This is a genomic window from Streptomyces sp. NBC_01689 (genome assembly GCF_036250675.1).
Lineage (GTDB): Bacteria > Actinomycetota > Actinomycetes > Streptomycetales > Streptomycetaceae > Streptomyces.
The window spans coordinates 5,688,979-5,709,610 of sequence record NZ_CP109592.1; the positions used below are offsets into that span (position 1 = coordinate 5,688,979).

16 protein-coding genes are annotated in these 20,632 nt (G+C 71.6%); 11 read left to right on the plus strand and 5 right to left on the minus strand.

Features of this window, described 5'->3' with window-relative positions:
- Positions 1-59 precede the first annotated feature (59 nt).
- Complete coding sequence (locus tag OG776_RS24275; protein WP_148009443.1) at positions 60-689, minus strand: MerR family transcriptional regulator; 630 nt, start codon at positions 687-689, stop codon at positions 60-62.
- A 154-nt stretch (positions 690-843) separates the two neighbouring features.
- Here OG776_RS24275 and OG776_RS24280 point away from each other — a divergent pair, with 154 nt between their 5' ends.
- The 4 genes from OG776_RS24280 (at position 844) to OG776_RS24295 (ending at position 4,628) form a co-directional block, all read left to right on the plus strand.
- The gene (locus tag OG776_RS24280) at positions 844-2,385 is read left to right on the plus strand and encodes a flavin-containing monooxygenase (RefSeq protein ID WP_148008848.1); all 1,542 of its coding nucleotides are present in this window, start codon (positions 844-846) and stop codon (positions 2,383-2,385) included.
- A complete protein-coding gene (locus tag OG776_RS24285; RefSeq protein ID WP_329322527.1) occupies positions 2,382-3,305 on the plus strand; it encodes an alpha/beta fold hydrolase in 924 nt (307 codons plus the stop codon). The genes OG776_RS24280 and OG776_RS24285 overlap by 4 nt, the downstream gene beginning before the upstream one ends.
- Positions 3,302-4,180, plus strand: a complete 879-nt coding sequence (locus OG776_RS24290) for an SDR family oxidoreductase (protein WP_148008846.1) — start codon at positions 3,302-3,304, stop codon at positions 4,178-4,180. The genes OG776_RS24285 and OG776_RS24290 overlap by 4 nt, the downstream gene beginning before the upstream one ends.
- A 115-nt stretch (positions 4,181-4,295) precedes the next feature.
- Positions 4,296-4,628 (plus strand): hypothetical protein, encoded by a 333-nt coding sequence (locus OG776_RS24295; protein WP_329322528.1) that lies wholly within the window; start codon positions 4,296-4,298, stop codon positions 4,626-4,628.
- A gap of 83 nt (positions 4,629-4,711) precedes the next feature.
- On the opposite strand, the gene OG776_RS24300 is transcribed toward OG776_RS24295, so the two are convergent.
- On the minus strand, positions 4,712-8,266 hold the full coding sequence (locus OG776_RS24300) for a S41 family peptidase (protein WP_329322529.1): 3,555 nt from the start codon (positions 8,264-8,266) through the stop codon (positions 4,712-4,714).
- Positions 8,267-8,488: 222 nt separating this feature from the next.
- Between OG776_RS24300 and OG776_RS24305 the strand changes: the two genes are divergently transcribed.
- Together OG776_RS24305 and OG776_RS24310 are read left to right on the plus strand one after the other, a co-directional pair.
- Positions 8,489-9,076, plus strand: a complete 588-nt coding sequence (locus OG776_RS24305; protein ID WP_148008843.1) for a TetR/AcrR family transcriptional regulator — start codon at positions 8,489-8,491, stop codon at positions 9,074-9,076.
- Positions 9,077-9,217: 141 nt separating this feature from the next.
- Positions 9,218-11,440, plus strand: coding sequence for an MMPL family transporter (locus tag OG776_RS24310; RefSeq protein ID WP_148008842.1), 2,223 nt, complete (start codon positions 9,218-9,220; stop codon positions 11,438-11,440).
- Between the two features lie 19 nt (positions 11,441-11,459).
- Here OG776_RS24310 and OG776_RS24315 read toward each other — a convergent pair whose 3' ends face one another.
- Entirely contained in the window at positions 11,460-11,816 is a 357-nt protein-coding gene (locus OG776_RS24315) for an SsgA family sporulation/cell division regulator (protein ID WP_148008841.1), read from the minus strand.
- A 287-nt stretch (positions 11,817-12,103) separates the two neighbouring features.
- Here OG776_RS24315 and OG776_RS24320 point away from each other — a divergent pair, with 287 nt between their 5' ends.
- The 5 genes from OG776_RS24320 to OG776_RS24340 all read left to right on the plus strand — a co-directional run bounded on the left by OG776_RS24320 (position 12,104) and on the right by OG776_RS24340 (position 16,765).
- Positions 12,104-13,153, plus strand: a complete 1,050-nt coding sequence (locus OG776_RS24320) for an energy-coupling factor ABC transporter permease (protein WP_148008840.1) — start codon at positions 12,104-12,106, stop codon at positions 13,151-13,153.
- Between the two features lies 1 nt (position 13,154).
- The gene (gene cbiQ, locus OG776_RS24325) at positions 13,155-13,916 is read left to right on the plus strand and encodes a cobalt ECF transporter T component CbiQ (RefSeq protein WP_148008839.1); all 762 of its coding nucleotides are present in this window, start codon (positions 13,155-13,157) and stop codon (positions 13,914-13,916) included.
- Positions 13,904-14,671: an energy-coupling factor ABC transporter ATP-binding protein gene (locus OG776_RS24330; RefSeq protein ID WP_187285584.1), complete on the plus strand. Its 768-nt coding sequence runs from the start codon at positions 13,904-13,906 to the stop codon at positions 14,669-14,671. The genes cbiQ and OG776_RS24330 overlap by 13 nt, the downstream gene beginning before the upstream one ends.
- A gap of 388 nt (positions 14,672-15,059) precedes the next feature.
- Positions 15,060-15,506 carry an organic hydroperoxide resistance protein gene (locus OG776_RS24335; protein ID WP_148008837.1) on the plus strand — a complete coding sequence of 149 codons (447 nt, stop codon included), beginning with the start codon at positions 15,060-15,062 and terminating at the stop codon, positions 15,504-15,506.
- A gap of 62 nt (positions 15,507-15,568) precedes the next feature.
- Positions 15,569-16,765, plus strand: coding sequence for a serine hydrolase domain-containing protein (locus tag OG776_RS24340; protein ID WP_148008836.1), 1,197 nt, complete (start codon positions 15,569-15,571; stop codon positions 16,763-16,765).
- Positions 16,766-16,908: 143 nt separating this feature from the next.
- On the opposite strand, the gene OG776_RS24345 is transcribed toward OG776_RS24340, so the two are convergent.
- Together OG776_RS24345 and OG776_RS24350 are read right to left on the minus strand one after the other, a co-directional pair.
- Complete coding sequence (locus tag OG776_RS24345; protein ID WP_148008835.1) at positions 16,909-18,576, minus strand: penicillin-binding transpeptidase domain-containing protein; 1,668 nt, start codon at positions 18,574-18,576, stop codon at positions 16,909-16,911.
- A gap of 116 nt (positions 18,577-18,692) precedes the next feature.
- Positions 18,693-20,315 carry a penicillin-binding transpeptidase domain-containing protein gene (locus OG776_RS24350; protein WP_148008834.1) on the minus strand — a complete coding sequence of 541 codons (1,623 nt, stop codon included), beginning with the start codon at positions 20,313-20,315 and terminating at the stop codon, positions 18,693-18,695.
- Positions 20,316-20,632 lie beyond the last annotated feature (317 nt).

Sequence of the window (20,632 nt, forward strand, 5' to 3'; positions counted from 1 at the left end):
CTCCGGGTGCCGTGCCCGGCCGGGCACGGCACCCGGGGACACGAAGCCGGACCGGGTGGTCACGCCCCCGGTCGTCGGCTGAGCCGGCGGTCCAGGGCCATCGAGAGTTCCGCCTCCACCACGCTCTTGGCCAGGGGGCGCAGCCGGGTCAGGTCCTCCGGGGTGCGGTTCTCGGTGAGGACGAGGGCGGTGAAGAGCGTGGCGAGCGCCTCGGCGTGGTCGCGGACGCGGCGGGCCGCGGTCAGGACGTCGGCGAGCGGGACGCCCTCGCGGACCAGGGCCGCCGAGACGTCGAGCAGGCGGCGGCTGATGTGGACGATCTCCCCGCCGTCGGTGCCGAGGTAGCCGAGGTCCAGGGCGGCGGCGAGGTTCTCCGGGGTGGCCTGGCCGGCGAAGACGTCGGCCAGTTCCTCCGGGGAGAGGCGGACCGGGGTCTCCTCGGTGGGCTCGCCGAGGCCGAGGAGTTCTCCCACGTCGCGGCCGTGGTCGAAGGCCTCGGCCAGTTCCGCGATGCCGCTGAGCGTGTGACCGCGCTCCAGCAGTGCCGAGATCGTGCGCAGACGGGCCAGGTGCGTGTCGTCGTACCAGGCGATACGGCCCTCGCGGCGGGGCGGCGGTATCAGCTTGCGCTCGCGGTAGAAGCGCAGGGTGCGCACCGTGATGCCGGCCTCCTCGGCCAGCTCCTCCATCCGGTACTCACGCTTCTCCGCCACGTGCGCACCCTACGTCGTACCCCGGGTAACTTTCCCGGACGCGACCCCTACCCATCAGTACGGAGCTGCTCTACGCTCCCATTGCGCCAGTGTTCACTGGCAGGGTCGTGCGGGCTAGGGAGGCGTCGGGATGACCGAGCACGAACATGTACGTGTGGCGGTGGTCGGGTCCGGGTTCGGGGGTCTGGGCGCGGCGGTGCGGCTGCGCCGCGAAGGGGTCACCGACTTCGTCGTCCTGGAACGGGCCGGCGGCGTGGGCGGCACCTGGCGTGACAACAGCTACCCCGGGTGCGCCTGCGACGTGCCGTCCCATCTGTACTCGTTCTCGTTCGCGCCGAACCCCGACTGGCCCCGCACCTTCTCCGGGCAGGAACACATCCGGGCCTATCTGGAGCACGTCACCGACGTCTTCGGGCTCCGCCCCCATCTGCGCTTCGACTCCGAGGTGAAGCGGATGACCTGGGACGGCGAGAAGCTGCGGTGGGACATCGAGACCAGCAGCGGGTCCCTCAGCGCGGACTTCGTGGTGTCCGCCACCGGGCCGCTGTCGGACCCGAAGATCCCGGACATCCCGGGGATCGACTCCTTCCCGGGCAAGGTCTTCCACTCCGCCCGCTGGGACCACGACTACGATCTGCGCGGCAAGCGCGTGGCGATGGTCGGGACCGGCGCCTCGGCCATCCAGATCGTGCCCGCCGTCCAGCCCGAGGTCGCCCGCCTCACCCTCTTCCAGCGCACCCCGCCCTGGGTGATGCCCCGCGTCGACCGGGCCATCAGCGGGCTCGAACGCGGGCTGCACCGCGTCCTCCCGTTCACCGCCCAGGCCCGTCGTGGCTTCCTCTGGGGCATCAGGGAGCTGCAGGTCCAGGCGTTCACCAAGCGGCCCGACGAACTGGGCCTGGTCGAAAGGCTCGCCAGGCGGAACATGGCGCGGGCCGTGAAGGACCCCGCGCTGCGCGCGAAGCTGACGCCGGACTACCGGATCGGCTGCAAGCGGATCCTGCTCTCCAACACCTACTACCCCGCGCTCACCCGCCCCAATGTGGACGTGGTGGCCTCCGGGCTCGACCGGGTCGAGGGGTCCACGCTCGTCGCGGCCGACGGCAGCACGGCCGAGGCCGACGCGATCGTCTTCGGTACGGGCTTCCACGTCACGGACATGCCGATCGCCGACCGTGTGGTGGGCGCTGAGGGCAGGACCCTCGCCGAGGCGTGGGAGGGCGGGATGAGCGCCCTGCGCGGAGCGTCCGCGGCCGGCTTCCCCAACTGGATGACGATCATCGGGCCCAACACGGGGCTCGGGAACTCCAGCATGATCCTGATGATCGAGTCCCAGCTCAACTACATGGCCGACTTCGTACGGCAGTTGGACGTGCTCGGCGGACGTGTGGCGCTCGACGCGCGGCCGGACGCGGTGGCGGACTGGAACCGCAAGGTCCAGGAGCGCATGAAGCGCACGGTGTGGAACACCGGGGGCTGCACCAGTTGGTACCTCGACGCACAGGGCCGCAACACGACGGTCTGGCCGGGTACGACGACCGAATTCCGCACGGCCACCCGCCGGTTGGACCTCGGGGAGTACGAGGTGCTGAGGCCCCCGGGGCAGGAACGGCAGGACCGGCGGCCGGGAGAGCGGCCGGGGAACCGGACGAAGTTGGAGGCAGGGGCGTGAGCCGGCCGACCCCCGTGGCCGACGGCCCCTACGCGCCGCCCGCCGCCGCACATGAGCTGACCGCGGTCTCCGCCGACGGCGCCCGGCTCCATGTCGAGGTGCACGGACCCGAGGGCGCCACGGTGCCCACCGTCGTCCTGGCCCACGGATGGACCTGCTCGACCGCCTTCTGGGCGGCGCAGATACGGGACCTCGCCGTCGACCACCGGGTGATCGCGTACGACCAGCGCGGGCACGGACGCAGCCCCGCGGGCGCCGGGTACGGCACGGAGACCCTCGCCGACGACCTGGAGGCGGTGCTCGCGGCCACCCTCCGGCCGGGCGAGAAGGCCGTGCTGGTGGGGCACTCCATGGGCGGGATGACGCTGATGGCGGCCGCGGCGAGACCGCGGTTCCGGGAGCACGCGGTGGCGGCCCTGCTGTGCAGCACGGGCAGTTCGCGGCTGGTGGCCGAGGCGCGCGTGCTGCCGTTCCCGCCGGGACGCCTGCGCACCGGGGCCACCCAGCGGATCCTCGGGTCGCGGGCGCCGCTCGGTCCGGTCACGCCGGTGGCCCGCAGGATCCTCAAGTACGCGACGATGGGCGCCGGTTCGTCGCCGGGCATGGTCGAGGCATGCGCGCGGATCGTGCACGCCTGCCCGCGCGCGGTGCGGCACGCCTGGTCGAAGGTGCTCGACGCGCTCGACCTCGACCACGGCGTACGGGAGTTGTCGGTGCCGACGGCCGTGGTGGCGGGGTCCGCGGACCGGCTGACGCCGCTCGTGCACGCGCGGGCCCTGGTCGCCATGCTGCCGAACTGCGTCGGTCTCACCGAGCTGGCGGGCCTCGGGCACATGACACCCATGGAGGCACCGGACGTGGTCACCGCACGGATTCGCGGACTCGTCACCGACTACGCACAGATCAAGGAGGGCGCATGAGCAGGGTGAGCCTGGAGGGGCAGGTCGCGGTCGTCACGGGGGCCGCGCGGGGCGTGGGTGAACTCCTGGCCCGCAAGCTGTCCGCACGGGGTGCCAAGGTCGCGCTCGTCGGTCTGGAGGCGGACGCGCTCAAGCAGGTCTCGGAGCGGCTGCTCGGTGAGAGCGACCACTGGTACGCCGATGTCACCGACCACGAGGCGATGACGCGGGTCGCGGGTGAGGTGAAGGAGCGGTTCGGGAAGGTGGACATCGTCGTCGCCAACGCCGGTGTCGCGAGCGGCGGTCCGTTCATGGACTCCGATCCGGTCGCCTGGCGCCGGGTGATCGAGGTCAATCTGATCGGTTCGGCCGTCACCGCCCGTGCGTTCCTGCCCGTACTCACGGAAAGCCGGGGGTACTTGCTGCAGATCGCGTCGCTCGCGGCGATCACGCCGGCGCCCATGATGACGGCGTACTGCGCCTCCAAGTCGGGGGTGGAGGCGTACGCGCACAGCCTGCGTGCGGAGGTCGGGCACAGGGGTGTGCGCGTGGGCGTCGGATACCTGTCCTGGACCGACACCGACATGGTGCGCGGGGCCGATCAGGACGACGTGATGCGGGAGTTGCGGCAGCGGCTGCCCTGGCCGTCGAACAAGACCTATCCGCTGGGACCGGCCGTCGACCGGATCGTCGCGGGGATCGAGCGCCGGTCGAGCCATGTGTACGCGCAGTGGTGGCTGCGCGGGATGCAGGGGATCCGCGGTTATCTGCCCGGAGTCATCGGGGCGGTGGGGCAGCGGGAGATGCGGCGCTTCGAACCACGGCTGGGAAGTGTCGCCAAGGGGCTCGTCGGGGCCGGCGGGGCGGCCGACGACAGACGCGGAGAGGGCGTCTGAACAGGGGTTATTCTGCCTGCGTCACCGTGTGTGACTGATCGAAATGCGTGCGTAGTGTCCCCGTGTAACTCTGGTCGAGCCCGATCCCCTCACCCACACATGGGAGTGAAACAGCATGGGCAAGAAGGACCAGATGCAGAACAAGGCGGAGAACATGAAGCAGCAGGGCAAGAAGAGGATGGACCAGGAGATGAGCGAGCCGGGACGGCGTTCTCCGCAGCAGCCCGGTCAGCACGCTCCGCAGGGGACGGGCCACCGGGCCCCGCAGGAGGGCTCGGCCCAGCGCTCGGCGCAGGGCTCGGCGCAGGGTTCCGCCCAGCGCTCGGCGCAGGGCTCGGCCCCGCGTTCGGCTCAGGGCCCCGCGTCGGAGCGTGACCGCTCCATCCCCGAGAACGAGCGTGTGCGCCGTGAGGCGCAGGACCGCTTCGACCAGGACCACGACGCCTGACGTCACGGGTCCGCTTGAAGTCTGAGTGGGGCGCCCCTGCTTGGGGGCGCCCCACTCGCCTGAGTGTCCCGCGCGTCCGCCGGTCAGCGGCTGCGCGGCGGCAGCTTCGGGCGGGTGCGGTCCGGTACGTCCGAGAGATCGGGCGGGGAGGCAGCCGGATGGGTGCCCAGCAGATCGAGGGCCAGCTGGATCGCGGTGTCCATCTCGGCGTGACGGCCCTCCGCCCAGTCCAACGGGGTACGCAGGACCTCCAGATCGGGGGAGACGCCCCGGTTCTCGACGGACCAGCCGTACGCGTCGAACCAGGCCGCGTTCATCGGGACCGTGATCACCGTGCCGTCGCCCAGCTGGTGCCGGCCGGTCATGCCGACGACGCCGCCCCAGGTGCGCTGGCCGACCACGGGACCGAGCCCGAGCAGTTTGAAGACGGCGGTGATCATGTCGCCGTCGGAGGAGGTCGCCTCGTCGGCGAGGGCCACCACCGGGCCGCGCGGCGCGTTCGAGGCGTACGAGACCGGCTGGGCGTTGCGCGTCAGGTCCCAGCCCAGGATCCTGCGCGTCAGCTTCTCGACGACGAGTTCGCTGATGTGGCCGCCCGCGTTGCCGCGTACGTCGACGAGCAGTGCCGGGCGCGAGACCTCCAGACGCAGGTCGCGGTTGAACTGCGCCCAGCCGGAGCCGCCCATGTCCGGGATGTGGAGGTAGCCGCACCGGCCGCCGCTCAACTCCCTGACCACGTCGCGTCGTTTGGCCACCCAGTCCTGGTAGCGCAGCGGCCGCTCGTCGATCAGCGGCACCACCGCCACCCGGCGCGAGGGCCCCTCGCCGCCCGGCGGGACGAACGTCAGCTCCACCGTCGTACCGCCCGCGCCCGCGAGCAGCGGGTACGGGCCCGTCACCGGGTCCACCGGTCGGCCGTCGATGTGGGTGAGCACCGCGCCCTCGCGGATGCCGGTGCCCGCCAGCGGTGAGCGGGCCTTGGAGTCGGAGGAGTCGCCGGGCAGGATCCGCTTCAGGGTCCAGCAGCCGTCGCGCCGGACGAAGTTGGCGCCCAGCAGGCCCTGCCAGCGCTGGTAGTGCCCAGGTCCCTCGTTCCGGCGGGCCGCGGCGACATAGGCGTGGGAGGTGCCCAGTTCGCCGAGGACCTCGCGCAGCAGGTCCGCGAACTCGTCCGGGGACGCGACCCGTTCGACCAGCGGGCGGTACTGGGCGAGCACGGCGTCCCAGTCGATGCCGCACATGTGGGGTTCCCAGAAGTAGGCGCGGATGATGCGGCCCGCCTCGTCGTACGCCTGGCGCCATTCGGCCGGCGGGTCCACCTCGTGGAGGATGCGGCGCAGGTCGATCCAGACCGTGGAGTCGCTGTCGCCGATCTCGGTGGAGGGCACGGCGCGCAGGTCGCCCTCGTCGACCACGACCAGCCGGGAGCCGTCGCCGCTCACCGCGAACCAGTCGAGGTGGCCGACGAGTTCGGACTTCTTCGCTCTGCTGATGTTGAAGTGCTCCAGGGTCGGACGCCCCGAGGTGTCGTCGGGGTTGACGAAGGTCTCGCCGAGCGCGCCGGAGATCGGCCAGCGCAGCCAGACCAGGCCGCCGCCCGCGACGGGACAGAGCGCCGAGTACTTGGAGGCGGTGACGGGGAAGGGGGTGACGCGGCTCTCCAGGCCTTCCAGTTCGACACTGACCGCGCCGTCGGCGCCCTCGTCCTCGACCGGGTCCAGGCCCCCGGCGACCGGCCGCCCGTCCGGGTTCAGGGCGAACGGCGAGGGCGTGGCGGAGGACAGGGGCACGAGGTACGGCCGGCACCCCAGGGGGAAGGAGAGGTCGCCGGTGTGGACGTCGTAGACGGGGTCGAAGCCGCGCCAGGAGAGGAAGGCCAGATAGCGGCCGTCCCGGGTGAAGACCGGGTTCTCGTCCTCGAAGCGGCCGTTGGTGACGTCGACGACGAGCCCGTCCTTTATCCGCGCCATCTTGATCTGGCGCAGGGAGCGGCCGATCCCCGGGTGCGACCAGGTCAGCCAGGCCCCGTCCGGGGAGAAGGCGAGATCCCTGACCGGTCCGTTGAGGGAGTGGATCAGCTCGGTGACCTCGCCGCCCCGGTTCGTCGCCCGCCCGGTCCCGCCGGAGTCCGGCGCCTCCCCCGCGTCCGCCTCCGCCTCCTCGCTCCCGCCCTTCGCCGTCCCGGTCGTTTCCGTCGTTCCGCTCGCAGCGCTCGCAGCGCTCGCAGCCGTCGCAGCCGTCGTCCCGGTGGTCTCTTCCGAGACCTCCGTCTCCTCCGTCTCCTCCGCCTTTCCCCTCTCCTCCGCCGAGTCCGCCGTCGTCTCCGTCCCCGCCGAACCCGCTGTCTCCTCCGGCTCCTCCGTAACCCCCTCGTCCTCCGTAGCGTCGAGGAGCAGGAGCCGTCCGTCGTTGGAGGCGATCGCCAGGCGTTCCCCCTGGGGGTCCGCCACCAGTTCCAGGACGCATCCCAGCTCGCCGGAGGCCAGCCGGCGCGGTTCGCGGGCGCCGGAGGCCCGCGGCAGATAGGCGATCTCGACGGCGTCCTCGCCGTCCGCGTCGGTCACATAGGCGACCTGGCCGCCCGAGCCGAGCATCTCGGGGAGCCGGACCCGGACCCCGGGGGTGTCGGCGATGGTGCGGGCGGGTCCGTCGCGGTGGGTGAGCCAGTACAGGCTGCCGCGGACGACGACCGCGCCGGCCCGTCCCGTCTCGTCCACGGAGATGGCGTCCACGTGCTGGGCCGCGGGCACCTGGTAGGGCCGCCGCCCCGCGCGCTGTCCGCCGAGCCGGACGTCGAGCCGGCGCGGGAGCGAGTCGGGGGACAGGTCGTCGACGATCCACAGGTCCCCGGCGCACTGGTACACGACCCGGCTGCCGTCGCTGGAGGCGTTGCGTGCGTAGAACGCGTCGTGGTCGGTGTGCCGGCGCAGGTCGGAGCCGTCGTACGCGCAGGAGTACAGGTTGCCGATGCCCTCGTGGTCGGAGAGGAACGCGATCCGGCCGCCGACGAACATGGGGGAGTCGAGGTGGCCGCCGATGTCGGCGAGCAGACGGCGGCCGTGCAGCCACAGCCGTCCCATGGCGCCGCCCCGGTAGCGTTTCCAGGCGGCGGGGTCGTGCGGTGGGGTGCCGGTGAGCAGCAGGGTCTTCCGTTCGCCGTCGATGTCGGCGACCGCGATGTCCGAGACCGGTCCCCAGGGAAGGTTGCCGCCGGGGTCCCCGTCGGTCGGGACGCTGTGGGCCCAGGTGAAATAGGAGAAGGGCTGCCCGTGCGAGGCGACGGCGAGGATGTCGCCGTCGGGGGACCAGCCGCAGACCCGGGTGTCCGCGCTGCCCCAGTAGGTGAGGCGCCGGCCCGGGCCGCCGTCCACCGGTGTCAGGTGGATCTCCGGCACCAGGCTGCGCCAGCTCGTGTACGCGATGTCCCGCCCGTCGGGGGAGAAGCGCGGGTGTCCGACCTTGGTGCGGTCCACGGTGAGCCGCCAGGCCCGCCCCGGCCCGTCCAGCGGTGCCACCCACAGATCGTCCTCGGTCACGAAGCACAGCCGGTCGCCGCTCAGGTGCGGCAGGCGCAGATATCCGGATGCGCGGTCGGTGGTGTCCTGGTCCGTGGTCGCCTTCTCGTGCTCGTCGCTCACCTCCCCATGCTTTTCCCCTCGGAGGGCCCCGGCAACTCGTGCGGGGGCCCGGCCTGGTGCGGGGAGGTCTCCGGTGGGCGCGTGCGTGACTCAGCACACGTACGAAACGGTTTCGTTTCGCTCTTCTCCGGGGTATGTTGAGACACGTACGACGACGAAGAAGATGCCGTACGACGACGACCAGCAGAACCGAGTCGTTCTGAGCGGGAGATGGTGAGTGGGATGACTGAAGTCGCAACGGTGCGCCGCAGTCGGATCACGCCCGAGCGCGAGGCCGAGCTGTACCGGGCCGTGCTCGACCTGCTCAGGGAGGTCGGCTACGACGCCCTGACCATGGACGCCGTCGCCGCCCGCACCAAGTCCAGCAAGGCCACGCTCTACCGCCAGTGGGGCGGCAAGGCCGAACTGGTGGTGAAGGCGCTGCGGCACGAGAAGCCGAGCGCCGGCGACGTCGACACGGGATCCCTCGCAGGTGACTTCCACGCGCTGGTGCTGCGTGAGGACGACTGCCGGATGGAGCAGAACTCCGCGCTGATGCGGGGTCTGGCCATGGCACTGCACGGGAACCCCGATCTGCTGAAGGCCTTCCGGGAACTGATCATCGAACCGGAGACCGTAGAGCTGCGCCGCATACTGGAGCGTGCCGTCGCCCGGGGTGAGATCCGTCCGGACAACCCCGCGCAGGAGTACGTGCTGCACATGCTCATCGGTGCCTTCGCGGTGCGTGGTGTCGTCGACGAGCTGCCACCGACCCGTGCCTTCCTCACCTCGTACGTGGATGCCGTGATCCTCCCCGCACTCGGCGCCTGATCCCGCGTCACCGCGGGACGAACGAACCTCTGTATCCGTACCTGACGCGACCGCTCACGTCGTCGGGCTGATCTCCCCTGCCCCCACCGGGTGATCTCACCAGCCCCTGCCGTCCCACGACCTGACCGGGAGTACGCCCTCGTGGCCACGTTCCTCTACAAACTCGGCCGACTCGCCTTCCGGCGACGGCATTTCGTCGCCCTGATCTGGGTGGCGCTGTTGACCCTGGCGGGAGTCGGCGCGGCCAACGCCCCGACGGCCGGTGCCAGCTCCTTCTCCATCCCCGGCACCGAGGCGCAGAAGGCCTTCGACCTGCTGGAGCAGCGCTTCCCCGGCATGAGTGCCGACGGGGCGACCGCGCGGGTCGTCTTCAAGGCGCCCGGCGGCGAGAAGATGGCGGACAAGGCCAACAAGGCCACCGTCGAGAAGACCGTCAAGGCGCTCGAGGACGGCTCGGAGGTCACCTCCGTCACCGACCCGTTCAAGGCCAAGGCAGTCAGCAAGAACGGTTCGATCGCCTACACGTCGGTGAAGTACAAGGTCTCCGGAATGGAGCTGAAGGACTCCTCGAAGGAGGCCCTGGAATCGGCCGCGCAGCAGGCGCGGGACGCCGGGCTGACCGTCGAGGTGGGCGGTGACGCTCTCCAGGCCACGCCGGAGACCGGTTCCACCGAGGTCATCGGCATCGCGATCGCGGCGGTCGTCCTCGTGATCACCTTCGGTTCGCTGATCGCCGCCGGGCTGCCGCTGCTGACCGCGCTGATCGGCGTCGGCATCGGTGTCTCCACCATCACCGCCCTCGCGAGCGCGCTCGACCTGGGCACCACCACCTCCACGCTGGCGATGATGATCGGCCTCGCGGTCGGTATCGACTACGCGCTGTTCATCGTCTCCCGCTACCGGGCCGAACTCGCCGAGGGCCGCGAGCGCGAGGAGGCGGCCGGGCGGGCCGTCGGCACGGCGGGCTCGGCGGTGGTCTTCGCGGGTCTGACGGTCGTGATCGCGCTCGTCGGGCTGTCGGTCGTGAACATCCCGATGCTGACGAAGATGGGCGTCGCGGCGGCCGGCACGGTCGCCATCGCCGTCCTGATCGCGCTCACGATGATCCCGGCGCTGCTGGGTTACGCGGGCCGCAAGGTCCAGCCGGCCGGCCAGAAGAGCAGGCTGCTCGGCGGCGGCCGGGCCGCGAAGAAGGCGGGCCGGCCCAACATGGGCACCCGCTGGGCGAGCTTCGTCGTCCGTCGCCCGCTCGCCGTGCTGCTGCTCGGCGTGGTCGGTCTGGGCGCCGCGGCGGTCCCGGCGGCCTCGCTGGAACTGGGTCTGCCCGACGACGGTTCGCAGCCGGCCTCGACCACCCAGCGCAGGGCCTACGACCTGCTGTCCGACGGTTTCGGGCCCGGTTTCAACGGCCCTCTGATGCTGGTCGTGGACGCCAAGGGGAGCGACGACCCCAAGGGGGCGGTCACCCGGGTCACCGACACGGTCAAGGACCTCAAGGGCGTCGTCTCGGTGACGCCGGCGACGTACAACAAGCCCGGGGACACCGCGATGATCACGGTGATCGCGGACTCCAAGCCGTCCTCGGTGAAGACCGAGAACCTGGTGCACACCATCCGGGACGCGGGCGGCGGCATCACGGCCGGCACCGATGCCAAGGTGCTGGTCACCGGCAGCACGGCGATGAACATCGACTTCTCGCAGAAGCTCAACGACGCGCTGATCCCCTACCTGGCGCTGGTGGTCGGCCTGGCCTTCCTGCTCCTGATCGTGGTCTTCCGCTCGGTCCTGGTCCCCCTGAAGGCGGCGCTCGGCTTCCTGCTGAGCGTGATGGCGGCGCTCGGCGCGGTGGTCGCGGTCTTCCAGTGGGGCTGGCTGGCGAACCTCATCGGTGTCGAGCAGACCGGCCCGATCATGTCGATGATGCCGATCTTCATGGTGGGCGTCGTCTTCGGCCTGGCGATGGACTACGAGGTCTTCCTCGTGACCCGGATGCGCGAGGCGTACGTGCACGGGGAGAAGCCGGGCCAGGCCGTCGTGACCGGCTTCAAGCACGGCGCGCGGGTGGTGACGGCCGCGGCCGTCATCATGATCGCCGTCTTCTCCGGTTTCATCGGTTCCAGTGAGTCGATGATCAAGATGATCGGCTTCGGTCTCGCGATCGCCGTGTTCTTCGACGCGTTCGTCGTCCGGATGGCGCTCGTCCCGGCGGTCCTGGCGCTGCTCGGCAAGAAGGCCTGGTGGCTGCCGAGGTGGCTGGACCGGGCCCTGCCGAACGTGGACGTCGAGGGCGAGGGGCTGCGCGGGCTGGGCGCCGGGGCGAGGAACCCGGACGAGGACGACGACCGCGAACTGGCACGCGTCTGACCCCCGGACGCCGGTCGGGTCAGTGAGCCACCGGGGTGGCGGCCGCGTAGGTACGGCGCAGGAAGCGCATCAGGGCTTTCGAGTCGACCTGCACGACCGCCACCCCTTTGGCCGAGTGGAACTCCATGACGGCCTGCACCCGGCCGCACGGCCAGACGCGTACGTCGCCGCTGCTGACCGGGACCCGCAGCCCCTGTTCCAGCACCTCGCGGGGGAAGACCCACTCGTTCGGGCCGGGCAGGGTGATGCGCACCTGGCGGGGGTCGGACTCGGGGTCGTAGTGGAAGGCCACCGGAACGGCTCTGCCTTCGTCCTCGGGGGAGTCGGCCGTGTCCGTGACGATATGGGCGCGTGCGTACTGTTCGACGGCAGACATGTACCGACTCCTTACGCTGCGTTACCTGTGCGGAATCTACGAATCCGTCACCTTTCCAATGTCGCACATTCCGTGGAATCCGCTCTCGGACATCCGGGTACCCCTCCGCGGCCGTCGTGACACGGAGTTGTGGGCCACGACACGTCAGGGGACGTGCGGCGGACGCCCCCGGGTGACGTTCCGCCGGACGTCCCGGCGGCCCGTCCGGCGGGCTCGCCGGGCTCCCGCACTATTCATGAGCGCATCGCTCTTGCAAGCCATTCGCAACAAGGCGCTATCATCGAACGGTGCATGTGCCTGACGGATTCATCAACGCCCCGGTCTCCGCCGCCACCGGACTCGTCGCCGCAGGCGCCGTCGCGGTGAGCCTGCGAGGCGCCCGCCGCGAGCTCGACGAGAGGACCGCGCCGCTGGCCGGACTCGTCGCCGCCTTCATCTTCGCCGTACAGATGCTGAACTTCCCGGTCGCCGCCGGGACCAGCGGACATCTCCTCGGCGGCGCGCTGGCGGCGATACTCGTCGGCCCCTTCACCGGGGTCCTGTGCGTCTCCGTGGTCCTGCTGATGCAGGGCATCCTCTTCGCCGACGGGGGCCTCACCGCGCTCGGCGTGAACATCACCGACATGGCGATCGTCACCACCGTCGTCTCGTACGCCGTCTTCCGCGGCCTGCTGAAGGTGCTCCCCAGGAGGCGGCGTTCGATCACCGCGGCCGCCTTCGTGTCCGCGCTGCTGTCCGTACCGGCCGCCGCCGTCGCCTTCACCCTCATCTACGCGCTCGGCGGCACCACCGACGTCGCGATCGGCAAGGTCGCCACCGCGATGATCGGCGTCCACGTCCTCATCGGCATCGGCGAGGCCGCGATCACCGCCCTCACGGTCGGCGCGGTCGTCGCCGTACGGCCGGACCTCGTGTACGGAGCGCGCGGCCTCCAGCAGCGGCTCAAGCTGCGGGTGGGCGGCGAACTGGTCGACGCGGCCGCCCCCGCCGCGCCCGGCGCCGCGCCGGTCTCCCGCCGCAAGGTGTGGATCACCGGTCTCGTCACCTCGCTCGTCCTCGCGGGCTTCGTCAGCTTCTACGCCTCCGCCAGCCCCGACGGCCTGGAGAAGGTCGCCAAGGACCAGGGCATCGACCAGCGCACCAAGAAGCACCACACCGAGGACTCCCCGCTCGCCGGGTACGGCGTCAAGGACATCTCCGACGCCCGGATCTCCGGCGGCCTCGCGGGCGTGATCGGCGTGGGTGTCACGGTCGTCGCGGGCACCGGCGTCTTCTGGGCGGTGCGCAGGCGCCGTACCGCCGGCACGTCGCCCGCCTCCCTCCCCGAAGGCGTCTGAGATGGGAGCGGGCCACGCCCACCGCCTCTACCGGCACGGGCACTCACCGGTGCACTCCCTGCCCCCGCACACCAAACTCGCCGCGTCCTTCGGCTTCGTCGTCGTGGTCGTGTCGACCCCGCGCGAGGCGATGTGGGCGTTCGCGCTGTACGCCGTGCTGCTCGCGGCCGTCGCGTGGCGGGCCCGGGTGCCGGCCGGGTTCCTGCTCAAACGGCTGCTGATCGAGGTCCCGTTCGTCGCCTTCGCGGTGCTGATGCCGTTCGTCGCCGAGGGCGAGCGGGTGGACGTCCTCGGCCTGTCCCTCAGCGTCAACGGCCTGTGGGGCGCGTGGAACGTGCTCGCCAAGGGAACGCTGGGCGTCGCGGCCTCCGTGCTGCTGGCCTCGACCACCGAACTGCGCGAACTGCTCCTCGGGCTCCAGCGGTTGAGGCTGCCGCCGCTCCTCGTCCAGATCGCGTCCTTCATGATCCGCTACGGCGACGTCATCACCGACGAGATGCGGCGGATGCGGATCGCCCGGGAGTCGCGCGGCTTCGAGGCGAGCGGGGTACGGCACTGGGGCGTCCTCGCCAAGTCCGCGGGCGCGCTCTTCATCCGCTCCTACGAACGCGGGGAGCGGGTCCATCTCGCCATGGTGAGCCGGGGATACGCCGGTTCGATGCCGGTCATCGACGAGGTGACCGCGTCCCGGGCGCAGTGGTCGTACGCGCTCGCCCTGCCCCTCGCCGCCCTGCTCGTCTGCCTGTTGGGATGGACCCTGTGACCCCTGCACCCTCCTTGGAAGTGGCCGGACTGGCCTTCGCCTACCCCGACGGCCACCAGGCCCTCTACGGCGTGGACTTCACCGTCGGCCGCGGTGAACGCGTCGCGCTGCTCGGCCCGAACGGCGCCGGCAAGACCACCCTCGTACTGCACCTCAACGGCATCCTGACCGGCGGCGCCGGGACCGTGACGGTGGCCGGACTCCCGGTCGGCAAGCGGCACATGGCCGAGATCCGGCGCAAGGTCGGCATCGTCTTCCAGGACCCGGACGACCAGCTCTTCATGCCGACCGTGCGCGAGGACGTCGCCTTCGGCCCCGCCGCGGCCGGGATGAAGGGCGCCGCGCTGGAGGAACGCGTCCGCACCGCCCTGGAGCAGGTCGGCATGGCCGCCTTCGCCGACCGGCCCCCGCACCACCTCTCGTTCGGCCAGCGGCGCCGGGTGGCGGTGGCGACCGTACTCGCGATGGAACCGGAGATCCTGGTCCTGGACGAACCCTCGTCCAACCTGGACCCCGCCTCGCGCCGTGAACTCGCCGACATCCTGCGGTCCCTGGACGTCACCGTCCTCATGGTCACGCACGACCTGCCGTACGCGCTCGAACTCTGCCCCCGGGCACTGATCCTGAGCGACGGCGTGATCGCGGCGGACGGCGCGACGGGCGAACTCCTCTCCGACGACGCCCTGATGCGCGCCCACCGGCTGGAACTCCCCTTCGGGTTCGACCCGCGCGCCGTGGCCGTCGGCACCCCGTGACGCCCGGTACGTCGTGACGCCTGGTACCTGGTGGTGCCCGGTACCTGGTGATGAGCGCGCGGCGGGGGTGCCGCGCGCTCAGCTCGCGGCGACGGGACTGGACGGCGACACGGCGACACGGTGACACGGCGGCGGGGCGACACGGCGGCGGGGTGACACGGCGGCGCGGATGCGGGACGAACCGCGGGCGCCGGCCGCGCGGGCCGAGTGGGCGGGCCGCGCCGGCCGAGCGGGCCGCCGCGCGGGCCCGCTGACCTGGCCCGCGGCCGATCCGCCGGGGCTACCGGCGGTCTCCTCCCCCTGCCGGTTCCAAGATCCGTACCGGCCGGTATCTTGTGCACGATGTACTTGTGCACTCCTGTTTTCTCCGTCCTGGGGGAGGTCCGCCATGAGCGAGGACACCGCTGTCGACAGCCGTCCGACGAAGATCATGTACGTCGCCGAGGCGACCGCGCACGGCGGCCGTGACGGCTATGTCACCAGCCAGGACGGCCAGATCGAGCTGAAGGTCGCGATGCCGCCCGCGCTCGGCGGCGACGGCAACGGCACCAACCCCGAGCAGCTCTTCGCCGCCGGGTACAGCGCGTGCTTCCACAGCGCGCTGGTCATGGTGGGCCGCCGGGAGGGCTACGACCTGTCCGGGTCGACGGTCGCGGCGAAGGTCGGCATCGGCCCCAACAAGCGGCGCGGCTACGGCCTCGCGGTCGCCCTGAGCGTCTCGCTCCCCGTGGTCGAACGGGACGTCGCGGCGAAGTTCGTGGACGCGGCCCACGAGGTCTGCCCGTACTCGAACGCCACCCGGGACAACATCGAGGTCACGATCCTGCTGGGCTAGGAATCCGGACCGTCGTACGCGTGTTGCAGCCACCGGTAAGGACGAGTGGACGGAGTGCGGACGTGAACGTGGACGGCACGGTGGCCGAGGGCTTCGAGCCGGTCGGGGCGGCCTTCCTGCGCAACTTCGAGACGCTCGGGGAGCAGGGTGCGGCGGTCGCCGTGTACCGGGACGGGCGCAAGGTCGTCGACCTGTGGGGCGGCGTGAAGAACGCCACCGCCGCGGACGGTACCGGGACCGGCGGTGACGGGAGCGACGCGGCACCCTGGGAGCACGGCACCGCGCAGATCGTGCGCTCGGCGACGAAGGGGGTGGCCGCCGCCGCCCTGCTGCTGCTCGCCCAGCGCGGGGAGCTGGACCTGGACGCCCCGGTCGGCCATTACTGGCCCGAGTTCAAGGCACGCGGCAAGGAGCGTGCCCTGGTACGGCACGTGCTCGCGCACCGGGCCGGGGTTCCGGTGCTCGACCGTCCGCTCACCCCGGCCGAGGCCGCGGACCCGGACGTGACGGCCGCCGCGGTGGCCGCGCAGACGCCGGCCTGGGAGCCGGGGACCGATCACGGGTATCACGCGCAGACGTACGGCTGGCTCACGGCCGAGCTGGTGCGCCGGGTCACCGGGCGCTCGATCGGTACCTGGATCGCCGAGGAGATCGCGGGGCCGCTCGGCCTCGACCTGTGGGTCGGGCTGCCCGCGGCGGTGGCGGACCGGGTGGGCCGGGTCGCCCCGATCGAGGCCCCGGCGACGGGCGGTGGCCTGCGGCTGCGGCCGAAAAGGGCGGTCTCCGAGGCGTACGCCGACCCCTCGTCGCTCACCCGCCGCGCGTTCGCGGCGATCACCCCCCAGCCGGACGAGAACGATCCGGCCTACCGGGCCGCCGAACTGCCCGCCTCCAACGGCGTCGCGACGGCGGACGCCCTGGCCCGCTTCTACGCTTCGCTGACCGGGGAGGTGGACGGCGTACGGCTGTTCACCCCCCGGAGCGTCGAACTCGCCCGCACCGAACAGTCCGCGGGGCCCGACCGGGTCCTGGTCGTGCACACCCGCTTCGGCCTCGGCTACATGCTGCACGGCAGCGCCTCCCCCCTGCTGGACGAGGGCTCCTTCGGACACCCGGGCCGCGGCGGCTCACTCGGCTTCGCCGACCCCGGCTCGGGGATCGCCTTCGGCTACGTGACGAACGGCTTCCGCAAAAGCGTCACGGCCGACCCACGTGCCCAGGCGCTGGTACGGGCGGTGAGGGAGTCGGTCGGGGGGTGACCCGGGCCGGGGCGCGGGGCGCCTGCGCACTGAGGGGCCCACGCGTGTGCTCCCGTCCGGCGGGTCCGCGGGGGTGCCCCTGAGGGGCGGGTGCCCGAGCGGTCCGCGCGGGACGGTGCCCCGCGGACCCCGGGCGGGCCGCGCTAGCTCCCCGCCTTCAGGAGGGCCGCCACGATCGGGCCCGCGGTGTCGCCGCCGTGGCCGCCCTGCTGGACCACGCCCGCGGCGGCGAGGTCGCCCTTCCACGCGGTGAACCAGCCGTTGGGCTTCTTCTGGTTGTCGACCTCCGCGGAGCCCGTCTTCGCGCCGTAGTCGGGGCCGAGCCCGGACATCGCCTCGGCGGCCGTGCCGTACGCGGCCGTGTACTGCATGAGTTCGCGCAGCTGCGAGAGCGTGCCGGCGGAGAGGGTGCGGGAGGCGGTGGCCAGCTTGCGGTGGTCCACGTCCGGGGAGACCAGGTACGGCTGGTGGAACACGCCCGACTTGACCGTCGAGGCGACCGACGCCATGTTCAGCGGGTTCATGCGGACCCCGCCCTGGCCGATCAGCGAGGCCGCCATCTGGGCCTGCGACTGGACGGGCACCGAGCCGTCGAAGCTGGGGACGCCGATCGCCCAGTTGTTCATGCCCAGCCCGAAGACCTGCTGGGCCTGGTGCGTCAGGTCGGCGTTGTCCAGTTTCTTGGCCTGGCTGATGAAGGCCGTGTTGCAGGAGCGCGCGAAGCTGGCCTTGAACGTGCCGCCCTTGATCTCGAACTTGTCGTCGTTCTGGAACTTCCAGCCGCCGTACGTCACGTACTTCGGGCACGGGTGGGGCTTGTCCGCCGAGGCGAGCTTCTTGTCGATCAGCAGCGAGGAGGTGACGACCTTCATCGTGGAGCCGGGCGCCAGGGAACCCTGGAAGGCGGTGTTGAAACCGTGGCTCTGGTTGGCGACCGCGAGGATCTCACCGGTCGAGGGACGCATCACGACGACGGACGCCCGGGTCTTCCTGGCGACCTGCTGCTCGGCGTCGGCCTGGAGAGCCGGACTGAGCGTCGTGCGCACCTTGCCCGGCGTGCCCTCGCTGAGGGTCACCAGCGTCTTGTCGGGGGATTTCTGGCTGCCTTTGGACGCGGCCTTGCGGACCACCCGCAGTTCGATGCCCGCCGTGCCGCCGGCGGTCTTTCCGTACTTCTCGCGCAGCCCGTCCAGGACCGTGCCCAGCGACGGGTACTTGGCCGTCGTCAGCTCACCGCCGGACCGGTCGAGCGCCGTGATGGGCGGCGTGCCCGACGCGCCGGTGACCAGCCGGTCGCCGTCCTGGAGGTCGGGGTGCACGACGGACGGCTTCCAGTCGACCAGCGCGACGCCGTCCTCGGCCCGCCGGGTGACGGTCAGCTTCGACTCGTACGCCAGCGGCTTGCTCTTGCCCTTGTAGGCGACCGTGGCCTTGACGGAGAACGGGACGGAGGCTCCCGACGCCCTGCCCGCCGTGACCGTGACGCCGGTGATGTGCGCGTCCTTGGTGTAGCCCGTGAGCACGGTCGTCGCGGCCCCGGCGTCGGTGGTGGCGCCGGCCGCCTTCGCGATCTGGCCGCCCTGCCAGGCGGTGAGGAACCGGGTGGAGAGGGAGGTGACCTCCGCGGCCGTCGGCGGACCGGTCTTCACGGCCTTGCGGCCGGCGGTCGTCGAGCGGTCGTCGGCCGACGAGCCGCCTCCGAACAGGCTGTAGGCGCCGAACCCCCCGCCGACGACGGCCACGGCGATCACCGCGCCGATGACGGCGGGCTTCGTCTTCCGCCGCTCGGCGGCGCGCCTTCTCTTCCCCACGGTTCCCGATCCTCCGCTGCTTCCCCTGGCACCCGGCGCCTCCCCCGGTCCCCCGACGCCCTCTCGCTCCTCAACGAGGATGCCCAGCCTAGGGTCCCGCCCTGTGAAGGGTGACGTCAGCCGCCTGTTCGTAGCACAGCTGCGACGATCGGTCCGGCCGCGTCCACGCCGTGACCGCCCTGCTGGGTCATGGCGGCGGCCGCGATGTCGTTGCGGTAACCCGTGAACCAGCTGTTGGACCTGGACTGCGCGTCGACCTCGGCGGAGCCGGTCTTGGCGCCGATCCGGCCGCTGAGGCCGGCCATCACCTGGGCGGCGGTGCCGCTGACCGCGGTGCGGTTCATCATCGTGCGCAGCTGTGCGACGGTGCCGGGCGACAGCCCCTTGGCGGTGGCGATCTCCCGGTCGTCGAGCCGGGGCGACACGATGACCGGCTGACGGAAGACGCCGGTCATCGCGGTCGCGGTGACCGACGCCATGTTCAGCGGGCTGAGCTGGACCTGGCCCTGGCCGATCAGGTTGGCGGCCGTGTCCGGGCCGCCGGAGGCCGGTACGGAGCCGTCGAAGGACTCGATCCCGGTCTTCCAGTTGTTCCGGCCGAGGCCGAAGCGCTGCTCCGCCTCCGCGGTGAGCGAGTCGACCTTCACCTCGTCCGCGTACTTCACGAACGCGGTGTTGCAGGAGCGCGAGAAGCTGTCGGAGAGCGTCGCCTTCTCCTGCGGCGCCATGCCCGTCAGGTTGTGGAAGGTCTGGCTCTGCCAGGTCGCGGTGTCCGGACAGGGCGCGGGACCGTTCGCCGTGGTGATGCCGTTGTCGATGAGGGTGGCGGCGCTGATGATCTTCATCGTGGAGCCGGGGGCGAGTTTGCCGAGGAAGGCCGCGTTGAAGCCGTCCGCGCGGTGGTTGGCGACCGCCAGCACCTCGCCGGTGCTGGGTTTGACCGCGACCACGGAGGATTCTGCGTACCGTGCGACCGCCTTCTCCGCGGCGGCCTGCGCGCTCGCGCTGAGGGTCGTGCGCAGCTTGCCCGGCCGGCCTTTGGCGAGGGTCAGCAGGGTGGTGTCGCCGGTGCCCTCGCTCGCGTGGTGGACCGCGAGCTCGATGCCCGCCGTGCCGCCCGCCTTGTCCCCGTACTTCTCGCGCAGGGCGTCGAGGATGGGGCCCAGCGAGGGGTAGTCGTCCTTCGTCAGGACGGTGCCGTTGCGGTCCACCGCCTCGATCGGCGGGCTCGACGACTCGCCGGTGACCAGGGTGTCGCCCTCCTTGAGATCGGGATGGACGACCGCGGGTTTCCAGTCGACGAGCGCCTTGCCGGTGGTCCTGCCGCGGACGACGGTCAGTTCCGAGTCGTACGCGAGGGGCTTGGACTTCCCCTCGAACGACACCGTGGCCTTCACCGAGAACGGCACGGACGCGCCGGACGGCGTGCCCGGTGTGATCCGCACGCCGGTGAGGTGGGCGCTGGTGCGGTAGCCGGCCAGCAGGCTCTCGGCCTGGCTCGCGAAGTTCGTGTACGTCGCCGCCTTGGCCGCGTCGCCCTTCGCCCAGGCGGCGAGGAACTTCTCCGAGGTCTCCTTGACCTCCGAGCCGCTCGGCGGTCCGGTCTTCACCGGCGCGGGCCCGCCGGCGGTGTCGTTTCCGTCGAGCGCGGTCACCACGTTGAACGCGCCGTATCCGGCGCCTCCCACCATGACGGCGAACACACTGCCGATGATGGCGGCCTTTGCCCCCTTGCGCATCGCGCGAAACCCTCCCCGTGGACCGCTCCCCCGGACTTCTGAACGCGTTCAGAAAAGTCGGCCTGCGGAGCACTGTATGCGGGGAGGGGGACGCGTGGGGTCTACATTTTCCGAATCGTTAGACCGGACCTGGATCGCATCCGTGAACATCGGTCATGGATGAGGTGAACTGGTGGAGCGACCGCTGCACCGGGCCCGCTGAACAGCCCGGGTATACGATCGGAACATGCGCGGCGAGCGGGGCGTGGAGCCTGTGCGGCGTCCTCCCGAAGGGCTGCGCGTCCCGGGCGCGGCGAGCCGCCGCCCCCGACGCGAAC

What these genes read in the sequence shown, in the direction of transcription:
- OG776_RS24275 (WP_148009443.1), bottom strand. Translation starts at nt 689, where the DNA reads ATGGAGGAGCTGGCCGAGGAGGCCGGCATCACGGTGCGCACCCTGCGC.
- OG776_RS24280 (WP_148008848.1), top strand. Translation starts at nt 844, where the DNA reads ATGACCGAGCACGAACATGTACGTGTGGCGGTGGTCGGGTCCGGGTTC.
- OG776_RS24290 (WP_148008846.1), top strand. Translation starts at nt 3,302, where the DNA reads ATGAGCAGGGTGAGCCTGGAGGGGCAGGTCGCGGTCGTCACGGGGGCC.
- OG776_RS24295 (WP_329322528.1), top strand. Translation starts at nt 4,296, where the DNA reads ATGGGCAAGAAGGACCAGATGCAGAACAAGGCGGAGAACATGAAGCAG.
- OG776_RS24305 (WP_148008843.1), top strand. Translation starts at nt 8,489, where the DNA reads ATGACTGAAGTCGCAACGGTGCGCCGCAGTCGGATCACGCCCGAGCGC.
- OG776_RS24315 (WP_148008841.1), bottom strand. Translation starts at nt 11,816, where the DNA reads ATGTCTGCCGTCGAACAGTACGCACGCGCCCATATCGTCACGGACACG.
- cbiQ (WP_148008839.1), top strand. Translation starts at nt 13,155, where the DNA reads ATGGGAGCGGGCCACGCCCACCGCCTCTACCGGCACGGGCACTCACCG.
- OG776_RS24330 (WP_187285584.1), top strand. Translation starts at nt 13,904, where the DNA reads ATGGACCCTGTGACCCCTGCACCCTCCTTGGAAGTGGCCGGACTGGCC.
- OG776_RS24335 (WP_148008837.1), top strand. Translation starts at nt 15,060, where the DNA reads ATGAGCGAGGACACCGCTGTCGACAGCCGTCCGACGAAGATCATGTAC.
- OG776_RS24350 (WP_148008834.1), bottom strand. Translation starts at nt 20,315, where the DNA reads ATGCGCAAGGGGGCAAAGGCCGCCATCATCGGCAGTGTGTTCGCCGTC.